Here is a 22,652-nt window from a genome sequence, read left to right on the forward strand (position 1 = left end):
TCGAGGCAGCATTAACCTTCAAATTCAAAACGCATTTGTACATTTCTTCATCTATTTTCCTTTTTTGTTGCTGCCTGTCTTCCCGGCACTGCTTATATACCCGAAAAATCAGTTGTCGCCACTTTTTTACAAAAGGATTTTAATAATCAGTTCACAAATTTTATATTTTCTATCTTAAATAGGAAGCCGCAAGCTCGCTGATATAACGATTTTGGCGGGTGATTTCTTCTCTACGCGGCATTTCTTGCCAGCGCTGTACATCATCCATCCAGGTCGTCGGGAGTTCGACAGGACTTTCTCCCTGCCATTGCTTAAGCCAGGAGTCTGGCAGGGACAGCAGTGGTTCTCTCGCGATCTGCTCCAGGAGAGGATGATTGCTCATCTCCAGCCATACGAGCGACCATGCTCTTGGTACAACACGCCAAATGTCATACCCGCCTCCACCGAGCGCTACCCAGCGTCCTTCGCACCAGGTATGAGCAGCCTCATGAATCATGCGGGGCATCTGCCGATAAATCTCCATGGAGCAGTGAATATGGGATAGCGGATCGAGCGCATGAGCATCGCATCCATGCTGACTGATAATAATATCTGGCTTTGCCCGTTCCATCACTTGAGATAGCGTCGCCTCGAAACATTCCAGCCAGGAAGCATCTTCCGTATAGGGCTCTACCGGGACATTCAATGTGAACCCGAATCCTTCGCCTGCTCCTCGTTCCTCGACCAGCCCTGTACCCGGAAACAAATATTTGCCTGTCTCGTGAATCGAATATGTGAATACATGCGGATCGGTATAAAAGCACATCTCCACTCCATCTCCATGATGCACATCGGTATCAATATAGAGCACCCGCGCCCCATACTGCTGACGCAGATGGGTAATCGCCAGCGCTGCATCGTTATAGACACAAAAACCCGCGCTTTTCTGCGGCATGGCATGGTGAAGTCCTCCGCCCATATGAAGCGCATGACGATATTGGCCGCTCATAACCAGATCAGCGGCATACACAGAGCCCGCTGCAATAGCTGCTGCACTCTCATGCATACCTGGAAAATAAGGATTGTCTCCATGATCCAGACCATACTGAGCTGCATTTTGCAGAGCTTCGGCAGATGGTGAAGAAACACTCAGCTGCTTGACCGCTTCAATATAACCGGGAATATGAATCTGCTGCAGTAAATGCTCATCGAGAGGCTGATCCGGTGTCAGGATGCTGGAAGCCGGTAGCGCACCGGTCTGCTGCAGTAGTTCCATGGTTAATACCAGCCTGCGCTGATCAAACGGATGTCCCTGATGAAATATATACTTTAAACTATCGGGATGGTGTACATAGACAGCATCATTCATCACCTTCACTCCTCTCTTCTGTGTAGCTGCTTTCGATCTAGTACATAAAACGCTGATGAAAACGAATCCGGTCAAAAGCTTCCACCGAGGCCTGAGGCACCTTTTTGCCGACTCGTACCATCAGACAATTCGCCGGATGGGAACAGATCTCCGGATCATCGGTAGCAAACCAGACCATATCTACATTCTTCATTAGCTTCTCCATCATTTTGCGGTAATCCCATACGCTGAGACCTGTATTCTCCAGATCCCAATGCCAGTAATATTCAGTTGTGAATACGATCATATTATCGAGCTGCTGTTCCCGAAAAGCGAGCTGAATCAGCTTTTTGGCAAGGCCGAGACCACGATACTCATTGGCGATCTCGACGGCGCCGAGTTCGACCAGATCCTCCATATTACCTTCTGACCAACGTTCATATTCATCGGGATAATGAAAAGTGACATAACCGACAATCTGGTCTTTATCCGTAGCCATAATAATGCGCCCCTCCGGCAGACCGGCGATTTCGATCAATGCTTCCTTTTGCTCCGCTGGCCGCCGGAAAGCATCGAGTTCGGCATGCATCCGGCAGGTCTGAATCTGCTCCGGCGGCACAGGACCTTCCAACACCAAGGAGCCATTCTCTGTATGAAGTATTTCCTCTTGTCTGATTTTCAAATGATTCATACCGGTTTCCTTTCCCAAACAAGTTGATAACGCTTTCTTAGATTATATATAATTTTCCAAAAAATGCATGTGAAAGATATTTGTTTGGCATATGATTCCTTTTTTGATAATGAAAGATAATTTGAACATTTTGTGAAAAGGTAGTATCTTATTTTGTAAGCGCTATATATGGTAAATGAAACTTAATATCTTATTCACTTGGAGGGTACTAATGGGAAAAGATACGCTGGAAGTCATTGCTGTAGAAGCCACTCAGGCCAATATGATGGATTATGAAGAAGCCCGCAAACAATTTGACTGGGCAGATGTAGAGAAAAGATTCAGCTGGTATGAAAGTGGTAAAGTTAATCTGGCTCATGAAGCCATTGACCGCCATGCCACCTCGGAATTGAAAGACAAAGTTGCTCTTCATTACAGCGATCCGCAGCGCGACGAGTCCTATACATTTGAGCAGCTGCGCCAGCAATCCAACAAGGCAGCCAATATGCTGCGTGAATTAGGGATTGGCAAAGGCGACCGTGTGTTTATTTTCATGCCGCGGACACCGGAATTATATTTTACGCTGCTAGGCATTATCAAAATAGGTGCAATTGCCGGTCCATTATTCGAAGCATTTATGGAAACCGCTGTACGCGATCGTCTCCTGGACAGCGGCGCTGTAGCGATTGTGACGACCCCCAAGCTGGTCGGACGCATTCCTGCTGCCGAACTGCCGGAGCTGAAACATATCATCGTATATGGAGAAGAGTCCGAGCTGCAGGATGGCCAAATTCATTTCTCCACAGCGATGGAATCCGCTTCGGATGAAACGGAAATCGAATGGGTGGATCCGGAAGACGGTCTGATCCTTCACTATACTTCCGGCTCTACCGGGAAACCCAAAGGTGTCTATCATGTTCATCAAGCGATGCTGCAGCATGAATATACCGGCCGGATCGTACTGGATCTACAGCTGGATGATATCTACTGGTGTACAGCCGATCCAGGCTGGGTGACAGGTACCTCCTACGGCATCTTTGCACCCTGGCTGAATGGAGCAACCAATGTTATTCGTGGCGGACGCTTCAGTCCTCAAGATTGGTATGAGACGATTCAGCGTTACAAAGTCACTGTATGGTATAGCGCCCCTACTGCATTCCGAATGTTAATGGGTGCTGGCGATGAAGCGGTCGAACAGTATGATCTGTCTTCCCTGCGTCATGTACTCAGCGTAGGCGAGCCGCTGAATCCCGAAGTTATTCGCTGGGGCTACCGGGTCTATCAGCAACGTATCCATGATACCTGGTGGATGACAGAAACAGGTGCCCAGCTGATCTGCAACTATCCTAGAATGGATATCCGTCCAGGCTCTATGGGACGTCCTCTGCCGGGTATTGAGGCCGCTATTGTCGATGATCAGGGAAATGAGCTGCCGCCGCTACGAATGGGCAATCTGGCCATCAAGACGCCCTGGCCGTCCATGATGCGCAAAATTTGGAACAATCCTGCCAAATACGAAGAATATGTACGTATTCCAGGATGGTATATTTCCGGAGATTCAGCTTATATGGATGAAGATGGGTACTTCTGGTTCCAGGGACGGATTGATGATGTTATTAATACTTCTGGTGAGCGGGTCGGTCCTTTTGAAGTAGAAAGCAAACTGGTCGAGCATCCTGCAGTCGCCGAGGCTGGCGTTATCGGTAAGCCAGACCCTGTACGCGGTGAAGTTATCAAAGCTTTTATTTCCCTGCGTGAAGGCTTTACGGCTTCGGATGAGCTCAAACAGGAAATTACCTGCTTCGTCAAGGAAGGGTTATCGGCTCATGCCGCTCCAAGGGAGATTGAATTCAAGGACAAGCTGCCCAAAACCCGTAGCGGTAAAATTATGCGCAGGGTACTCAAAGCGTGGGAGCTGGAACTGCCGACAGGTGACCTGTCTACCATGGAAGACTGATTCGTTTTGTGCTGCATATATGTACCAGCATCGTATGTAACTTGAAGGGCGTCATCGATTGCCTATTCCTATCTATTTTCATTAAAAATAAGCCGTCACTTATTATCGTGACGGCTTATTTGGCATATTCAATTCCGCAGGGTTACCGGTATTCATGCCAGCAGCACCTGTACAACCTGTATTCAGGCTTTATTCTGCTTTTTCTGTTCTTCCAGCTGGCGACATAATTCAGCCAGTCGTTCCATCTGAACCGGCTTGGACAATGCCCCATTCATGCCTGCTGCAATGACCTGAGCCTGATCATCCTTAAAGGCATTCGCTGTGATAGCAATAATCGGAATATTCCGGTTCTGAATCTTGCCGGAATGACGAATGGCATATGTAGATTCTAATCCATCCATTACCGGCATCTGCATATCCATTAATACCATATCATAGGAGCTGTCCGCTTCCAGTAGATGGATCGCTTCCAGACCATTATCTACTGTATCGACGTAGTATCCGAGCTTGTTGAGCATGCGCGCCGTAATCAGACAACTGATTCGGTCATCATCTGCCAGGAGAATACGCAATGTGCCTGCTTCCGCATTTAGATTCTGCTTAGACTGGGCCAATGTATAAGCAGCATCTGCCTTTTGCTGCTGCATCTCTTCGATTGCTCCGGAAATTTCCGGTTCTTCCATATGCTCAGGGCGAGCTTCAGGCAGATTTACCGGAATCACAAATTCAAATGTGCTTCCTTTACCCTGTTCACTTTTTACAGTGATCTCGCCATTCATTAGCTCCACAATCTGTTGACTAATAACCAGTCCAAGACCGGTTCCGCCAAACTCACGGCTCTGGGAATCGTCTACTTGACTGAAGCTCTTAAACAACTTGTCACGGTCCTTTTCTGCAATACCAATACCGCTATCTTTGACTTTGAAGTGTAGTTTCATCGTGTCTTCATCCATCTCGATTCCATTAACCGATACATCCACTGAACCTTCGCGCGTAAACTTTACCGCATTACCGATCAGGTTATTGAGCACCTGCTTCAGTCGGTGTGGATCGCCGCATACCTTTTGCGGAACAGTATAGCTGATACGCAGATTCAGATTGATCTGTTTCTCCATGGTTAATGGACGATGAGCCTTGATAGTCATATCCATTAACTCATGCAGATTATATTCGATATTTTCCAGGTTCATCTTGCCTGCTTCCGCTTTGGAAAAATCAAGAATATCATTGATAAGCATCAATAATGTCTCTGCACTGTTCTGAACAATTTTCATATTATCACGCAAATCCTGCTCCACTTCGTTAAGCAGGATCAGCTCGGTCATCCCGATAATACCATTGAGCGGCGTACGAATCTCATGACTCATATTGGCCAGAAAGCGGCTTTTCGCCAAATTGGCCATTTCAGCCTGTTCCTTGGCGCGGATTACCTGCTGCTCTGCCTGTTTACGCTTGGTAATATCAAACTGGATACCTACAAAGTAATGGCATTCCCCATTCTGATCAAAAATAGGGTCCAGATTTACTTCGTTCCAGAACGGTACACCCAGCTTGGTGTAATTCAGAATCTCGATGGTAGCCGATTCTTTGTTGGCAAGCGCATCGCGAAATCGCTGCACTGCCTGCGGGTCTGTATCAGGTCCCTGTAAAAAGCGGCAGTTATAGCCTATCGCTTCTTCACGGGTATATCCTGTCAAATCCGTAAAATGACCATTGACAAATACAAGCGGAAATTCGGGTTTTCTTGCATCTGCAATGGTCACTGAAGATTTCAGATTTTGTACTACATATTCCCAGTCAATCGCTGGTGCTTTAGGATCTATATTCATGCTGCCTCCCTGAAGTGGGTATCATTAAGTTAAATTCGGCTAAGTCAGAGCGGATCAGTGACTCAGTAAGCTACATTATAGTAATTAAATCTAGCATACCATACAAACATATGTTTTTTAACGTTTATTCGCAATGTTAGGCATATAGCATCGGATAATATTTCCTCTATCTCCCGGCTACCTCCACTATAAAAGATATTCTGCCTTCAATCAAATTCTGTAAAGATCAAAAAAAGCCCGTCCCGCCGGTATTTACCCGGCGTCAGACAAGCTTTGAATAAGAAAAGTTAAACCGATTAACGAAGAATACGGCGCGCAGTCACATAATGATCCACCCAGTAATTGAGATCCAGATTGGAAATGGCAATTCCATCCAGGCTCGGGCTGTTATGAATCAGCTTATTATCTCCTGCATAAATACCCACATGCGTAATCACGCTTGGGTCCCCACCGGAGAAGAAGAGTAAATCTCCTTTTTGCCACTGGCCGCGTTCAACTTCAATCCCTACATCTTTTTGGTATCTTGTTCCCCAAGCCAGATCAATACCTTCCAGCCCATAGATGTAACGGGTAAAGGAAGAACAATCAAACAATGTAGGTGCCTCATTTTTACCAAATCCGTAATGAGTCACTCCTTGTAGAGCCAATGCGCTGGCAATAATACGATCTGCAGAAGCTTCATCCAGCGGTGAACCTGTTGCCAGTGAAGGCATAGTTACAGCAGGTTGAGGCGGATTGTAAGGAAGATCTTCCACTTCATCAATCGTCTGTGCAGGTACTTCATTTAATACTGCAGTCTCAGAAGGCGGAAGGGTATAGGATACATAATCTGTAGAGACATAGCCTGTTACGCCATCTTTGTCCTTGATTTTAACCCAGGCTGCATTTGGTTGTGCCAGTGCAGTAAAGCTTTCTCCAACTGGCAGTATGCGCAGTACAGGGCTGCCTGTCACTGGCTGTGCGCGGAAATTAACACCTTTCTCGACTACGCCTGTACCCGGCTCATTGGGTACCGAGGAAGGAGCTACTGCAGCGGGAGCAGAAGTGGTCTCTGCTGAGACGGTTACATTGGATGTGGAAGCGCTATCCGAACTTTTCGTATAGGCAGACGACGCTGTCACAATCGTAGTGGTACTGCTATTGGTTGTGTCTTTGCTAGTATTGGAAGAATTCGAGCTTGGTTTGTAATCCACATAACCGGCAGATACATAGCCTGTTTTCACGCCTACTTTGACACGTAACCAGTGGCTGTTGACCTCACGCAGAATCTTGATGCTAGTCCCTGGCTGCAGTGTGCTATACACGTCACTATCAGTGGTAGGGCCCGAACGGAAGTTGACGGGAAGGTTGATTTTGCCGACCGGTACAGATGTTACTGCTGCGCTCGTTACTTGTGGAGTTGATGTTAACAATACAGCGGCAGTCAGTAGAGTGATGATATTTCGTTTCATGGATGTCCTCCTCGGGAAATTCTCTCTATGTTGTATGCTCGTGGAGTTATGTATTGGTCAATGAAAAGTAACAAAAAAATGTGGCAAGCCTATGTTGGAATGAACAAAATGACAGCTTCGTCATATTTTCATCATAGTTGCTTACCACATTTATACCATATTGAATCAGGTTCTGTCGACCATAAAAATTATATTCAAGTAACTTTTGTACTAATTATTCCACTCCCAGGTATTCCTTCATGCCATCTACAACTGCCTGAGCCAGCTTCTGTTGGAACTCATCTGTATACATCAGTGCCTCGTCGGTTGTGCTGCTCAGGTATCCTGCTTCAATCAGTACAGCCGGCATGTTGGTTTCTCTGGTTACATGCAGACTCTTGGTATGGATACCACGATCCGGCAGCCCGAGTGCACTCACAACATGATCATGAATGACTTTCGCAAAAGCGGCACTGTCTTTGCGGGTATAATAAATTTCGGTCCCGCTTGGTGATACTGCCGAAGAAGTACTGTTGCCGTGAATAGACACAAACAGATCAGCATTCAGATCATTTGCCGTTTTAACACGTCCCTGCAGTGTTGGATAGGTGTCATCACTGCGTGTTAGTACAAAGTCAATATTCGGTTCCTGCTGGAGCAGCGTCTGGATTTTCAACACAACTGCAAGTGTGAAATCTTTTTCTTTGCGCTGCTGGATACTCGGAGCACCCGGGTCTTTGCCGCCATGTCCTGCATCAATAACGACGAGCATTTTGCCATCTTTACCGGGACCGGATGTTGATGTAGGCGGTACAGACTGCGATGGTTCATTATCAGCAGGATCTGTGGATACCGCTCCATTGTCTGCTCCTGTTGGGGTAGTATCTGTTCCGGCAGGCGGTGTTGCAGGATTCAATGCACCATCCAGCTCAACCATAACAATTCCCTTTTGGTTGTTGATCACCTTATACTGCTGGGCACTGTTCAGATCAAGCACAATGCGTACCGTAGATGGAGAACTGCTGAATAGAGAATAGCGTATTCCCGCTACATCAGGATAACCGGTAACGTCTACTTTACCAATCGCTCCTACGCTTGGCTGCTGTCCCTTAAGGAACGTACTGGAAAATGATGTTTTGGGCAGATCCAGTACAATTCGATCCGGATTATTCAATGAGCTGTATTTGGGAGCGACGCTGCCATCGACGGTAATCGTCAAACGATCGTCACTGAAACTGATAGCATTAACTTTGGCTACGTCCTCCTGCTGAGGCGCAGCTGTATCCTTGCCAGTCGAAGCTGTCGCAGCAGGTGCTGTTGTCAGATAGACAGTCTTGACCGCATTATCCCATTTCACGGTCGTGCCTGTATTCTCGCTAATAAATCGCAGTGGTACCAATGTGGTGCCATTATGCACAGACGGTGCCGCTTCCAGATCTACCGATTTGTCATTAACGAGTGCCGAATAACTGTCGGCTGTAAGCTGCAGGGTATTGCTGCCCTGCTTGATTGTTGCTGTCTGCGTTGCGTTGGACCAGGTTACTTTGTAACCAAGCTGTTCCACCACTACACGCAGCGGTACCATTACCGAGCCTTTGACAGTCGTGACCTGTCCATCTGCGGGCAACGTCAGCTCCTGTCCGTTAAAGTTGATATGCGTCTGTTCTGCAGCATGACCCATGGATGGTGCAATCAGCATAAACAGCAGCATGAACATTCCCAACATCCATACATTTGCTTTTTTCATAGATCCCCTGCCATTCCCTGACCGGTACTGATTGTCCCCTCAATTCCCGCGTCAGTAAGTAGTAATTGTGTGTCCTTGTCTTCCGACTATATGTGAATACCGGCTGAGCCGGTGATATACAGCTACAATGCAGTTCACTTTCTTTATCGGAAAATCGTGCTGAATTATTGATGTCGTGACTGTTTCAGCAGCGAATATTTCCTGATCAGCCCGAATCGTATGCTCTACTGTTTCGACAGAAACCTCATCCTCTCCTTTCCGCTTGTATAATAAATAGGCTGTGTTCCTGCATTGCATTAATGTCCGAACGGCATAGAGCGGACATCATAATGCATTATGTATATCTTTTATTATGATAATCAGATTATTGGGGCTTGTAAACTTTTGCACATTTCGCTTGGGTATTACACATGTTATTTACAAGGTATTCAAGTGTATTCTTCATAGAGGCCTCTGTCTTCTATTCACTGTTTTTATGTATGAGCACGGCTTCCTTTCTAATGATCCACTTTGCTCCCGAACAGATCGAACATTACGATGTCACAAAGTTATCAAAAGTGCTTAAATGTTGATTTTTTGCAGGTACGTTTCAGCTATAATCCAGGCTACAATGAAGCATGTTCCTTCGCGAAGAACCGATTATTTTGTAAACGCATACATTCATGATGGGAGAGGGTTCATTATATGATATCTGTCAAAAGAATAATCAAGCGCGCTTCCGCACTGGTACTTGGATTTACTTTGATGAGTGGTATAAGCAGTGGTTGTGCCCAAATCAATCCTACTGCCGACGCTGCCTCTGCGTTTGCCAAAGGTGCCGATGTAGGCTGGTTATCGGAAATGGAACATTATAACTGGGCCTTTTACAATGATGCCGGCAATAAACAAGACGCGCTGCAAATTCTGAAAGATCATGGAATCAACTCCATCCGCCTACGGGTATGGGTGAATCCGGCGATTAATTTCTCCAACAAAGCCGATGTGATCAAGCAGGCTGTACGTGCCAAAAATATGGGTTTCCGTATAATGATCGATTTCCATTACAGTGATAAATGGGCCGATCCCGGTCAGCAATCCAAACCTGCTGCCTGGAACAGTCAGGATATTAATGGTCTGAAAAAGTCAGTCTATGACCATACGTATGATGTATTGGCTGCTCTCAAAGCGCAGGGCGTTACACCAGAGTGGGTACAGGTAGGCAACGAGACCAATGATGGCATGCTCTGGGAAGAAGGTCGGGCTTCCAAAAACATGAAAAACTTTGCCGATCTGATCAACTCCGGTTATGATGCTGTCAAAAAAGTAAACGCCGGTACCAAGGTTATTATTCACCTGTCCAACGGCTACGATAATTCCCTGTTCCGCTGGATGTTCGATGGGCTCAAGGCAAATGGTGCCAAATATGATGTGATCGGAATGTCGCTGTATCCGGACAAGAGCAATTGGCAGACACGCAATCAGCAGACGTTGACCAATATGAATGATATGGTCGCACGCTATGGCAAAGAAGTTATGGTCTGTGAAGTGGGTATGGATGCCTCCGATCCTGCTACATCCAAAGCGTTTCTGACGGATATTCTTACCAAGACACGCTCTGTATCTGGCGGCAAGGGACTCGGTGTATTCTACTGGGAACCCGAATCGTATGGTACCTGGTATGCATATACCAAAGGAGCATTTGATTCCAAAGGGAAAGTCACTATTTCCCTGGATGCATTTTTGAATTAAGTCACTTTTCGGTTTCTTATAAACAGAATTCAGGAGCAATAGCAAATAAATGATACTGTAATTAGATATTTTTTAAAAACAGCGTATCTCTGTATTCAGGGAATACGCTGTTTTTATATCACCTAAACAGATCATACTTTACTACCGCGCATGCTTTCCTTTTCTTTTAATAACAAACTTCAGATTGCTTCCAAAAGTAGCTTTCAAAGACGGATATAATAAAAAAGGCTGCTTCCGAATCTTGATTGATTCGGAAGCAGCCGCTCGGACTGTAAGGCTGTATAGAATACGCGCCGTGTCATCATACAACGATATATTTTCTCTTAGGTTACAGCTGTCTTTGGAGGATGCGGATACCAAATGGCTGCAGTTCCAGTGTATTGCCCGGAGCCAGCGTTTCTGCGTTCAGCAGATCCTGATAGTCATTGTCATCCAGCTGCAGCGATTTCACTTCATCACTATAGTTCTGTACAAATACAAATTCGTCTTCACCCTGTACTCGTGCATGGGCTGTCACGTCTTGCGGCAGCTTCGCAGCCAGTGTGCGCTTCACGTCTGCACGTAGTGTGATACTTTCGATCAGATCGCTCAGGAAATGATCTTTGGTGCGGGCCGCGACATAATATGCTTCACCATTGCCGTAATGATTCACCGTTACTGCCGGACGACCTGCGTAGAAATCATCGCCATATACAGCCAGTGCCTGGGCATTCTCCAGATGGATCAGATCACACAGATCCTGCACTTCATATTCGCCCTGCAAGCCCAGCTCATTCGAATTATTCGCAACAATACGGTTCCGATCATTAATATGCAGGCCGTCGATTTCTTCGGACCAGATGCCCAGTACACTACGCAGTGGACCCGGGAACCCGCCGAGGAAGCAGAGATCATTCTCATTGACGATACCCGACCAGTAGCTGCTGATCAGCGTACCGCCAGCTTCCACAAATTTCTCGAATCGCTCGCCAACGCCCTCACGAACCATATACAGCATCGGTGCCGCGACCACTTTATACTTGGAGAGATCCTGCTCCATATCAATAACATCCACCGCAATGCCGCGCTCCCAGAACGCACGGTAGAAGTTCAGTACGGTCTCTTCATAACCAATCCCTGTATTACGGGGGCCCTGGCTGTCCTTGACTGCCCAGCGATTCTCCCAGTCGAAAATGACCGCAACTTCAGCTTGTACCTGGCTGCCGCGGATACGTTGCAGTTGTTCCAGTGCTGTCCCCACATCCTGTACATCGCGGAATACACGGGTGTGCTCATGACCGGCATGATCTACGACCGCGCCATGCAGCTTTTCACTGGAGCCCTGGCTTTTGCGCCACTGGAAATACTGTACCGAATCCGATCCGTGTGCTACTGCCTGCAGTGAAGACAGCAGGTGCATACCCGGACGTTTATTTTTGCTAATCGGCTGCCAGTTGGTCAGACTTGGTGTGCTCTCCATCAACAGGAACGGCTGCTGTTTAATCGAGCGGACAATATCATGCATCATGGCAATTTTAGCTGCCTGCATGGTGTCTCCTTCATGATCATGCCATGTCGGGTAGCTATCCCAGGAGAGAATATCGAGAATATCAGCGAATTTCCAATAATTTAATCCTTCGAAAAACTCCATAAAGTTCGTCGTTACCGGCAGCAGACGCTCGGCATGACGAAGCGGCTCGATCTCGTGACGACAGAAATCCACGGTATGATCGGTTACAAAACGGCGCCAGTCCAGATTCATGCCATGCACCTGTGTCTCTCCATGCGGAGCCGGAGACTCTACCTGGGACCAGTCGGTGTAAGTATGACTCCAGAATGTGGTCCACCAGGCCAGATTTAGCTGCTCCAGCGTACCGTACTTTTGTTTCACCCAGTTACGGAAAGCTTCCTGGCAATAATCGCAGTGACATTCGCCGCCATACTCATTGGAAATATGCCAACCGATTACTGCTGGATGATTGCTGTAGCGCTCTGCCAGCAGCGTATTCATGCCGGTTACCTTTTCCCGATAGACGGGCGAAGTAAAGCAGTGATTATGACGGAATCCATGAAGATTGCGTACACGATTCGCTTCTACCCGCAGTACTTCCGGGTATTTGGCAGACATCCATGCCGGACGCGCTCCACTCGGTGTAGCCAGCAGCGCAGATATACCATTTGCTGCAAACCGATCCAGCACTTCATCCAGCCATTCAAAAGTGTATACCCCTTCTTCCGGTTCCAGGGATACCCAGGAGAAAATGCCGACAGACATCACATTGCATTTCGCCAGCTTCATCAAGCGAATATCTTCTTCCAAAATATCCGGACGATGTCTCCACTGCTCGGGATTATAATCTGCTCCATGCAGCATCTGTGTCCAGGATGGTGTAACAGTAGTTGTATTAATCGGGTTCATAGCCAGTCTCCTCTGTTATTCAAAATGGGCTTACTCTTTTACCGAACCCAGCGTCATTCCTTTGACAAAGAACTTCTGCAAGAACGGATATACGATCAGAATAGGCGCTGCGCCGATAAAGATCTGGGCGGCTTTAACAGTTGTCTGCGAGATCAGATCCATCTCTTGCGGACTCGCGCTCATGGAACTCATATCCTGCTGGATGATAACCGTCTGCAGGAAAGTCGCCAGTGGAAACTGACTGGAGTTGTTAAGATACAGCAATCCGTCAAACCAGGAGTTCCAGTGGAACACCATGCTGAACAAAGTAATTGTTGCAATCGACGGCATCGAGATTGGCAGATACATCGTAAACAGGGTGCGGAATGGACCAGCACCATCGATAAAAGCAGCTTCTTCCAGCTCTTTGGGAATTCCGCGGAAGAAGTTCATCATTAGAATAACAAGAAACGTGTTGACTGCGCCTGGTAGTACAAGTACCCAGAAGGAATCGATCAGACCCAGCTTCTGAATCACGATATAGAACGGAACCAGACCGCCTGTGAACACCATGCTGAATACAAACAGCCAGGAGTAGATCGTACGCCCTTTAAAAGCGGACTCTTCCTTGGACAGCGGATACGCGGCCAGGAATGTCAGCATCAGTGTAATCGCGGTACCAATCACAGTACGCAGTACCGAGATCCAGATGGAATGCAGGAAGATTGGATTGAACATTGTTTTCTTATAGGCTTCCAGCGAAAATTGTACCGGCCAGAGACCAACCAGATTCGCGTCGGCTGCCGCTTTGGCACTGAAGGATACCGCCAGTACGTGCACGAGCGGTATCACACAGGCGATTGACAGAAAAATCAGCAGTGCGATATTGAATACATTAAATATACGGTAACCGGTTGTTTTATAATACATAGTTCCCCTCTTTTCCCTGGCCTGTCATTAGAAAATGCGATAGTTGGCCCATTTGTAGGCAGCACGGTAAGACAGCAGAATCAGTACCATACTGATCACGGATTTGAACAACCCGATTGCTGTACCAAAGCCCATTTCGCCATTCAGGATAGCTGTACGATAGACAAAGGTATCGATAATGTCGCCTTTTTCATAGACCAGCGGATTGTACAGATTGAAGATCTGATCAAAGCCGGCATTCAGTACGTTACCCAGCGCCAGTGTACCGACAACTGCAGCGATCGGAACGATCGACGGAATCGTAATATGCAGGGTCTGGCGGAAGCGGGAAGCTCCATCCATCTCGGCAGCTTCGTACAGTGCAGGGTTAATGCCTGCCAGAGCAGCCAGGAAAATGATCGTATTGTATCCAAACTCTTTCCATACATCCGAGACGATAACAGTAAAGCGGAACCAGTCATTATCTCCGAGGAAGAAAATCGGCTGTACGCCGAAGCTAGACAGAATACGGTTCACAAATCCATCCGTTGCCAGCAGGTCAATCAGAATTCCGCCCAGAATAACCCAGGACAGAAAATGCGGCAGATAAACCATCGTCTGAATGGTGCGCTGCAGGCGTACTTTGCGGATTTCATTGAGCAGCAGAGCAAACACAAAAGGAACAAACAGGTTAAAAATTAATTTCAGTACAGCAATAATCAGCGTATTCCAGATCACCTGTATACTGTCCTGACGTTCAAACAGATAACGGAAGTTCTCCAGCCCTACCCATTCCGATCCGGTAAAGCCGCGCCATGCTTTGTAATCCTGAAAAGCCATAACGATACCGCCCATCGGTATATAGCTGAATAGCAGCAGAAAGATCATGGATGGTAGCAGCATGACGTGAAAAGGCCATGTTTTACGAAGTGTTTTCATTACTTTCCTCCTATGACAGGTCTGGCGACATGTAATCAGCCAAGAAAATAACGACCCGGTAAGCCAGGTCGTTATCCTCCCGTATATTGATGTGTCCGCCTGACAGCTGGTTTATTTTTGGATACTGCTGTACCAGTCGTTGACTTCTTTGGTTACATCGTCACCGCCGGAAGATTTCCAGGTCTGTACAAACGTATCAAAGGAATCGACTGGAGACTTGCCATAGATGATTTCATTGAAAGCCTGACTTTCGATTTTGTTCAGATAATCCATTTTGGTCTTCATGCTTTGTGTAGTCGGACCGGTAAACATATTTGGATAGGAACTGTCCTTTTGAGACATTAGCACTTTGGCTGCTTCCGGTGTTAATGGACCATAGTTATTGGCAATATCGCGTTCCAGACGGGTCTCCGGCTTCGCGCCATCAGCCAGTTTGAGCAGGGCATCCATCTGTGCGTTCGGAATACGCGCTCCATCACGAACCAGCAGATAACGTACGCTGTTCACATAGCCGCCGGGAATTTTGTCGATCGGCATTACTTTGCCGGATGCATCCAGATCATAGTCATAACCTTTGAACAGACCGTTGTCGAACTCGCTGTCTGCCTTCGGATTCGCCAGATGATCAAACATATAGTTCTGATAGGTAAAGAAAGCTTCTGGATTTTTCATATTTTTGTTGATCAGAGTAACACCATTGGTTGTTGCTGTACCGTGACGCATTGCTTTGCCATCCGGTCCTGCAGGGATAGCGATCGGCTTCCATACTGCGCCCGGTGCATTTTTCACGGTGTCCTGCAGTGGCCATCCGCTCATCCAGTAAGGTCCTGGGAGAATACCTGCTGTCCCTGCTACTGCCGGTTCGGATGTTTTGTTCTCATCCCATAGCGCAGCTTCTTTTGGAATATAGCCTTTGTCGAACCATTCCTTGATCTTGCTCAATCCTTGTTTCATGCCTGGCTGAATCGAACCGTATTGCAGTGTACCGTCAGCGGATTTGTTCCACTGCTGTGGAAGCGTACCATAGGCACCGAAGATCCAGGACGGATCACCCATCCATGTATTCATGGAGTTTTTGAAGCCGATACTCAGTGGGATCACTTTGTCCGGAGACAGTCCATCCGGGTTTTTGGTTTTGAAAGCGTCCATGACTTTTTCCAGTTCATCCATCGTTGTTGGTGCTTTCATGTTCAGCTTATCCAGCCAGTCCTGGCGGATCCACAGTACATAATCATGGTTATACGCGTAATCGAGAACCGGAATACCCATTTTTTTGCCTTCACGGATATAAGGATTCCAGACATTTGGATCTTCGGCCATAGCCGCTTTCCAGGTATCTGATGCATATTTGTCAAACAGTGGACCGACTTCGCTGTAGATTCCGGAATCGATCAGATCCTGTGCCAGCTGGGCATCCGTATCGCCGATCGTTACCACATCCGGCATATCCTGACCGGACGACATGGACAGGCGCATTTTGGTAGCAAATGCTCCGTTGGTATCCGTTACAGACCAGAGTGATTTGATATCGATCCCGAATTTGTCTTTCGCCCACTTGGTTGCTACGTTATTTTCAGCCGATTCACCATTTTTGAATTTGAGTGAAGGGTCAATTCCCCATACCGTACTGATGGTTACCGGTGGATCGTATTTTTCCTTGTATGCGTTTTCAGTAGTGGCCGATGCGGAATTGCTGTTGCTTCCGGCACCGCCTCCACATGCGGCAAGTGTGGCTGCGGTGAGTACTGTTGTCAGCAAAACCGCAGCGGTTTTTTTAATTCCCATGTTGCTCCCCCTTTAACTTGGACCTTGCTGGTATTGATCGTATTGTTCGAGTGACTTGCTTTTCATATTTTTATTATAAGTGGGAGAGCACACATATCCTATGTCACGAAATTAACATTCCTGCACCTTTTGCAAGCAATTACCTGTCCCTGAATTCATTCGGGGTCATGCCATAGTGCTTTTTGAATAATTTGCTGAAATATTGCGGATTCTGATAACCCAGTTCAGCCGTAATTTCATAGATTTTGTGATTGGTATGCTTGAGTAGATACAGGGCTTTTTCCATACGGATGCGAATAATATAATCACCCAGACCTTCACCGGTCTCTGCTTTGTAGATTTTGGACAGATAGACCGGATGCAGAAATACGCGATCGGCAATACTTTTGACGGATACATCCTGTGCCAGATGACTGGCTACAATCTCCTGTACCTGCTTGACGATCCGGCTGCGACTTGGTTCTACCGACGAACTGCGTTGTCCTTCCATCCGGGTCAGTACATCCATACACCAGCTACGCAATCGTTCCAGTGATCCGGTAATATGCTGCGCTGCAAAAGGATCAAGTCCGCCGGAGTCGTTGGCCAACAGCATATGTCCATGATGATGAGCCATGTAGACCAGCGCATTGCTGACTGCCAGATATACTTCGTACAGCTGTTCATGCGTCAGCGGCAGAGATTCCAGTGAATCCAGTACACCGTTTAGCTTCTCCCGCGCGGTATCCCACTGACCGGATTCCAGCAGATGGATCAAGGTAGGTGGACGATATAGCGGTTCCATATATTTATTGATCGTAGGACGTTCCAGTGTATAATGCTGCGGCTGCACATAGTGAATACGGGATTCAGCAGATGCCGATGATCCTTGCGCAAAGCGCAGCAGCTGCCGATAGGCAGAAGCGAGTCCATCCGGGAAAACAATCGTTTCACTGATATACACATTCAGCTGCAGCTTCAGGTAGCGATTGACATTATCCACGAACGATTCCAGCAGTTGCTCATCCTGCCGGGTCTCTTGTTCGTCATTTCTCCACAGCATAATCAGTCCGTTATGCGGCGCTCTGCCAGACCATAGCGGACGCTGCTGATCAAGTACTTCAGCGGCAATATTGGCTGCCGCATACTCCAGAAGCCGGGCTTCGCTTTCTTCCATTCCGCGCAGGGATGGACTGGCAGGAACAAACAGCATTCGTACCGCATCTCCAGGTCGCAGCATAACTTCATAATTTCCCAGACGATTCAGCAGTTCACGTTCACCCGGTTCACGACCAAGCATCAGATCACTTAATAACCCTTCGCGCAGCAGCTCCAGTTCAGATTGGCGGCGATAGGAGAGCTGATTATAACGATCAAGCTGCCCCCGCTCTTCCTCCAATGCCTGAACAGCAATATGGACACTTTTGATAAACTGCTCATCATCTACTGGCTTAAGGATATAATCGCCCGCTTTGAGACGGATCGCTTTTTGCGCATATTCAAAATCCGAATGTCCGGTCAGCACCATGGTGCGTACCTCCGGCCATTGGTGTGATATCTCACCCAGTAGCTCCAGACCGTCACGATCCGGCATACGGATGTCTGTTACTACAATATCGATCTCATGCTGATTCATAAGTTCCAGTGCCTGATCAACCGAATCGGCACGATAGACCTGCTGAATATGAAGTTGTTCCCATGGAATCGTAAGCGCCAGACTCTCTGTCACATACGATTCGTCATCTACCAGTAAAATATTGACCATTCTGTTCACTTCCCTGATTTCTATAATATCCTGCGGCTATGGTCGCTCAAGATGGAGCAGCCGCCTGCTCGCTTTGCCAGCGCAGCGTGACCTGCAGACCTCCCAGCGGAGAAGCTGACAAAATAACACCTGCATTCTCTCCAAAACGAAGCTGCATGCGCTGATGCACATTCCATAGTCCACAGCCCATTTCTTCACCCAGTGGTTCTTCCAGACTAAGCTGTAGCTGCTGCATGGCTTCGGGTTCCATGCCTTTACCATCATCTTCTACGGAGAGTAGCCAGTCCTCTCCATCCCTGTATCCGGTAATCCGGATCTGTCCTGCCGATGAATAACGTTCAATCCCGTGAATCACGGCATTCTCTACCAGCGGCTGAATCATCAGCGGCGGGATAGGTACGCGCTGCAGTTCATCTTCAAGTTCAATCTCATATTTTAGACGTGCCATTCGCATCTGCTGGATCGCTAGATAATTGGATACAAAGTCCATCTCTTCGGCCAGCGGAACCAGATCGCGTTCCTGTCGGGTGGTATAGCGGTAATACTGCGACAAATTCTGGGACATGGCGATCACAGCCTGCTGATTATTCAGCTTGGCCATGCTGGTAATAAAGGAAAAGCAGTTATAAAAGAAATGCGGATTAATCTGGGATTGCAGCTGCTTGAGCCGGGCTTCCCGCAAATGAATCTTCTCCAGATACACATGCTCAAATAGCGTCTGGATCTGGGAGACCATGGAGTTGAACCGATCCGATAAATAAGCAAATTCATTGCGTCCTCTGGGCTTGATCCGTACCGAATAATCTTCCTGCTTGAGTCGGGTGAATCCTACAATCAGCTGGCGCATAGGTACCTGTACCTGCGCATACAGCAGATAAGCAGCAATAAAACTCATCAGCAGCAGTATAATTACCGACAGATAAAACAGCCGATTGGAATCCTGAATCGGCTTTAAAATATCATTAAGCGGAATATAGTCAATCATATACCAGCCTGTCACTTCCGAGCGGACTGCATTGACCATATAGGATTGCCCATTCACATCGACTGTACGACTCTCAATTTCTCCAAGCGGCTGCTGATGCATCGCAGTGATCAGCGCATCCGTTAACCGGTGATCCGCAGAACGGTTATAGATTGTGCCCAATCCGGGATTGTAATAAAAGGGATCACGGCGTCCATCACTTTTGAATTTATCCAGCATATCCTGAATGTTACCGCTATCAAATTCGACTTTGATAACCGTGCTGATATCGGCTGAATCCACTGCTGCATTATACGGCGAAATCGATGTCCAGGAAAACACAAATTGTGCCGGCGCAGAAGATAACGTATCCGGCACACGTGTCACCTGCCAGCCGGAATGAAAATCCCGGGAAGCCGATGACGGATCGACGGAAGCTGCATCACTATCAGTCACCAACCGCTGCAGAGATGGTGAATAAATAGACAGATGTGCTCTCCAGTTGGACGAACTTTCCTGAATAGCCAGTTTGCTCTGGATTCGCTTGACCAGATTAATCGAGTCCAGATCCAGATAGCCATTGCGTAAATACATATCGTTAAAGCTAACCACATCCGGATCATGAATCAGCAGATTCGGCCAGGAAGACAGCAGCTCAATATTCGTATTCACCTGATTCTGAAAAAAGCTGAGCTGATTCATATTGGACTGATTCAGCTCCTGCCGAAGTACATGCGTCGTCGTCTGATTGGAGTACGTATAGAGGATAATAATCGGTACCAACATCACAACAAGCAGAATAATCATTTTGGTAAATAAATTATAGCGGTACACGTTCATCGCACTCCTTTATCTCATCAGCGGTAGCCTCTCCGCTGCAACCTGAACATACCGCCGCGCATGATCAGATAACCTACCAGACTGATCACCAGCATCATACCGCTGAATACAAGCATAAAATGCAGTTCTGCCGGATCACCAATAATACGGATCACATCACTCCAGATCTTGTGCGGATCCGTAAACACGTCCCAGCTGTTCCAGCGCACAAATCGTCCAATATAAATACCGATACTGCTGAGCACCAGCACAATACATGCAAACACCCATGAACGCACAGTCCCGTAGCGCTCTGCAACAAGTAGCTGCAGAGAAGATAGCGAATACGTTCCCAACCCCAGTCCTACCACAGCAGCCGTCACAAACAGAAACAGATGGTACCAGAATTCCAAATCATGCACAAAACGCCCGGTTGGCTTGTAGTGAACAAACGGATGAATCATATCCGTTACCAGGTAGGCCGAATTAGGATAAAATAGCAGCCATACGACCACCAGCACTCCTGTGACGATCTTCATAGGCCAGAACATCCGGCGCTGTCTGTAAATAGACATCATTGCATCCAGTAGTAGCGCCAGTACAACAGGTACCCATGCCAGAAAAATATCCCAGTTCAAAAAACGTTACAGCGATCGACCGGTATAATCCCGGATATGCTGTCCCATCCAGACACAAAAAAAGGTGCCTATGAGCAAAGCTGCCAGCACAACCACTTTACCGACCCATGTACGGCTTCCCCATATATTTTCATTCATGGGAATGCTTCTCCTCTGTCTCCGCAGACAGACTCTGGATCATCTGATCAAAGCGCTCACAGATTGCTTCCACATCTTCCAATCGTGCCAGTTGACGGCGCCACTCTGCGGGTATCGCTTCATAACCGTAATACAGACCTGCCAAGCCTCCGGTTACCGCTGCCGTTGTATCGGTATCTTCACCCAGATTGACTGCAGTCAGTACGGCTGTCCGGTATTGATCAGTATGTAGCAGTGTCCAGATACTCGCTTCCAGGGTATGCAGTACATAGCCGCTGGAAGCAATCTCATCTATCTGCAGCTGATCCAGATCTCCCTGCACAATACGTGCAAACCGGTTGTATTCCGCGTGATCGCTATAGTGTGTGCGGATTATCTCGCACATCGCCAGATAGCTGTCCCGCAGACTCTGACCGGGTGCAGCAGAGAGAATCTGTACTCCAAACTCTACATAAATTACCCCTGCCAGAATCGATACTGGGTGACGATGGGTTAGCGAAGATACTCTTCTTATCCATTCATATCGCTTGGCTCTACTCATATTCGCCAGTCGATACACCAGCGGCAGAATACGCATCAGTGAGCCGTTGCCATTACTGTATTCATCTTCCCCACCAGACTCTTCATAAGGAACAACGCTGCTCTCCATACGTGTAATGGCCTGCCGAGTAGCAATCCCGATATCAAACAATTCATCATGGGCTGTCCATAATCCCTGACGGTACCACTGGATAAATCGTCGTCCCAGATCATCTGTATCCAGCTGCGGATGCATGACGAGGCTGTACAGCAGACAAAGCGTCATTGTACTGTCATCCGACCATGTGCCTGGCGGCTGATGATGAGTACCATAACCGATCATATCCACGGCTGGACGAGCAGCGATCTCCTTTCGGCTCATGAATTCATAAGGGACACCAACTGCATCTGCTATAAATAGTCCGATAATGCCACCTTTGACCGATGGTACCTTTATTTTACTGGGTTGATTATTCATATCCGTATTCTTCCTTTCTATGCTTCAGGCTGCTAGCTTTGTACGAGTTTTAAGCTTGGTAATTCTACGGAATGTTCTGTCATTCTAGACATTCCTGCATGTTAAGATACTTCTCTGCCCGCCAACACATTATAAAGATGCTATGAGGCATCCCCACCACGAATAAACTGGCGCACGACTTTTTCCAGCCGGTCCACATATTCCACCAGCTGCTTCTCCGGTAGATTCTCAATAACCGACTGATCATTCATATCAAAATGCCACATGATACTCTTCAAAATATAGCTGTATGTAAAAAACACCTGATCCATCAGCGTGCGATCCAGGACAGTGTCTGTGGCCGCTGGTGTCAGCTGGGTAATCGCTTGCACATAAGCTTTGAAGCTGGATGGATTAAAGTAGTTCTGCTCATGCAGATCATGGATAAAACTGCCTTCCATTCCTTTAAAGTTGTAGGCAATCACTTCTTCGGGTGTCATCATATTAAGCGTTCCTCCATCTTTCGGCACTTTTCTCCAATTCTTTTAAGCATAGCTTATTTTAAGCAGTGTGAAAAGTTGATTCGTTACTCATCAATTTGCTCTAGAGCTGGCATCCTTTTAAATGGACTTACCTCCAATTTTATAGAAAATTGATGGATATGCAGTAAAGTTT

General features: G+C 47.2%; 17 protein-coding genes. 2 read left to right on the forward strand and 15 right to left on the reverse strand.

Going from position 1 to position 22,652, the window contains the following annotated elements:
• Nucleotides 1–169 precede the first annotated feature (169 nt).
• Nucleotides 170–1,348 carry an acetoin utilization protein AcuC gene (locus WH46_RS18425; RefSeq protein ID WP_046227856.1) on the reverse strand — a complete coding sequence of 393 codons (1,179 nt, stop codon included), beginning with the start codon at nt 1,346–1,348 and terminating at the stop codon, nt 170–172.
• Between the two features lie 37 nt (nt 1,349–1,385).
• On the reverse strand, nt 1,386–2,018 hold the full coding sequence (locus WH46_RS18430; protein WP_046227857.1) for a GNAT family N-acetyltransferase: 633 nt from the start codon (nt 2,016–2,018) through the stop codon (nt 1,386–1,388).
• Between the two features lie 211 nt (nt 2,019–2,229).
• On the opposite strand from WH46_RS18430, the gene acsA reads away from it, so the two are divergent.
• Nucleotides 2,230–3,954 (forward strand): acetate--CoA ligase, encoded by a 1,725-nt coding sequence (gene acsA / locus WH46_RS18435; RefSeq protein WP_046227858.1) that lies wholly within the window; start codon nt 2,230–2,232, stop codon nt 3,952–3,954.
• Nucleotides 3,955–4,136: 182 nt separating this feature from the next.
• Here the strand turns inward: acsA and WH46_RS18440 are convergent, their stop codons facing one another.
• The 3 genes from WH46_RS18440 to WH46_RS18450 all read right to left on the reverse strand — a co-directional run bounded on the left by WH46_RS18440 (nt 4,137) and on the right by WH46_RS18450 (nt 8,960).
• Nucleotides 4,137–5,783 (reverse strand): ATP-binding protein, encoded by a 1,647-nt coding sequence (locus WH46_RS18440; RefSeq protein WP_052714299.1) that lies wholly within the window; start codon nt 5,781–5,783, stop codon nt 4,137–4,139.
• A gap of 296 nt (nt 5,784–6,079) precedes the next feature.
• The gene (locus tag WH46_RS23550; protein WP_052714300.1) at nt 6,080–7,234 is read right to left on the reverse strand and encodes a C40 family peptidase; all 1,155 of its coding nucleotides are present in this window, start codon (nt 7,232–7,234) and stop codon (nt 6,080–6,082) included.
• 214 nt (nt 7,235–7,448) lie between these two features.
• Nucleotides 7,449–8,960: an N-acetylmuramoyl-L-alanine amidase family protein gene (locus tag WH46_RS18450; RefSeq protein WP_017813222.1), complete on the reverse strand. Its 1,512-nt coding sequence runs from the start codon at nt 8,958–8,960 to the stop codon at nt 7,449–7,451.
• A 684-nt stretch (nt 8,961–9,644) separates the two neighbouring features.
• On the opposite strand from WH46_RS18450, the gene WH46_RS18455 reads away from it, so the two are divergent.
• Nucleotides 9,645–10,688, forward strand: coding sequence for a glycoside hydrolase family 53 protein (locus WH46_RS18455; RefSeq protein ID WP_052714301.1), 1,044 nt, complete (start codon nt 9,645–9,647; stop codon nt 10,686–10,688).
• Nucleotides 10,689–11,016: 328 nt separating this feature from the next.
• On the opposite strand, the gene WH46_RS18460 is transcribed toward WH46_RS18455, so the two are convergent.
• From WH46_RS18460 to WH46_RS18500, 10 genes are all read right to left on the reverse strand, one after another.
• Nucleotides 11,017–13,086: a beta-galactosidase gene (locus WH46_RS18460; RefSeq protein ID WP_046227859.1), complete on the reverse strand. Its 2,070-nt coding sequence runs from the start codon at nt 13,084–13,086 to the stop codon at nt 11,017–11,019.
• Between the two features lie 30 nt (nt 13,087–13,116).
• Nucleotides 13,117–13,995 (reverse strand): carbohydrate ABC transporter permease, encoded by an 879-nt coding sequence (locus tag WH46_RS18465; RefSeq protein ID WP_017813219.1) that lies wholly within the window; start codon nt 13,993–13,995, stop codon nt 13,117–13,119.
• Between the two features lie 27 nt (nt 13,996–14,022).
• Nucleotides 14,023–14,913 carry an ABC transporter permease gene (locus WH46_RS18470; RefSeq protein ID WP_046227860.1) on the reverse strand — a complete coding sequence of 297 codons (891 nt, stop codon included), beginning with the start codon at nt 14,911–14,913 and terminating at the stop codon, nt 14,023–14,025.
• Nucleotides 14,914–15,024: 111 nt separating this feature from the next.
• Entirely contained in the window at nt 15,025–16,698 is a 1,674-nt protein-coding gene (locus tag WH46_RS18475) for a type 2 periplasmic-binding domain-containing protein (protein WP_046227861.1), read from the reverse strand.
• Between the two features lie 139 nt (nt 16,699–16,837).
• A complete protein-coding gene (locus tag WH46_RS18480; RefSeq protein ID WP_046227862.1) occupies nt 16,838–18,442 on the reverse strand; it encodes a response regulator in 1,605 nt (534 codons plus the stop codon).
• Between the two features lie 46 nt (nt 18,443–18,488).
• On the reverse strand, nt 18,489–20,240 hold the full coding sequence (locus WH46_RS18485; RefSeq protein ID WP_046227863.1) for a sensor histidine kinase: 1,752 nt from the start codon (nt 20,238–20,240) through the stop codon (nt 18,489–18,491).
• A 23-nt stretch (nt 20,241–20,263) separates the two neighbouring features.
• Nucleotides 20,264–20,863, reverse strand: coding sequence for a DUF1361 domain-containing protein (locus WH46_RS18490; RefSeq protein WP_052714302.1), 600 nt, complete (start codon nt 20,861–20,863; stop codon nt 20,264–20,266).
• Nucleotides 20,864–20,869: 6 nt separating this feature from the next.
• Nucleotides 20,870–21,001: a hypothetical protein gene (locus WH46_RS24525; protein ID WP_269430640.1), complete on the reverse strand. Its 132-nt coding sequence runs from the start codon at nt 20,999–21,001 to the stop codon at nt 20,870–20,872.
• Nucleotides 20,994–21,998, reverse strand: coding sequence for an ADP-ribosylglycohydrolase family protein (locus tag WH46_RS18495; RefSeq protein WP_046227864.1), 1,005 nt, complete (start codon nt 21,996–21,998; stop codon nt 20,994–20,996). Before WH46_RS18495 ends, WH46_RS24525 begins: the two co-directional genes overlap by 8 nt.
• Before the next feature lie 140 nt (nt 21,999–22,138).
• Nucleotides 22,139–22,480 (reverse strand): hypothetical protein, encoded by a 342-nt coding sequence (locus WH46_RS18500; protein WP_046227865.1) that lies wholly within the window; start codon nt 22,478–22,480, stop codon nt 22,139–22,141.
• Nucleotides 22,481–22,652: the final 172 nt, after the last annotated feature.

The sequence above is a fragment of the Paenibacillus dauci genome (assembly GCF_000971985.1).
GTDB classification, from domain to species: domain Bacteria; phylum Bacillota; class Bacilli; order Paenibacillales; family Paenibacillaceae; genus Saccharibacillus; species Saccharibacillus dauci.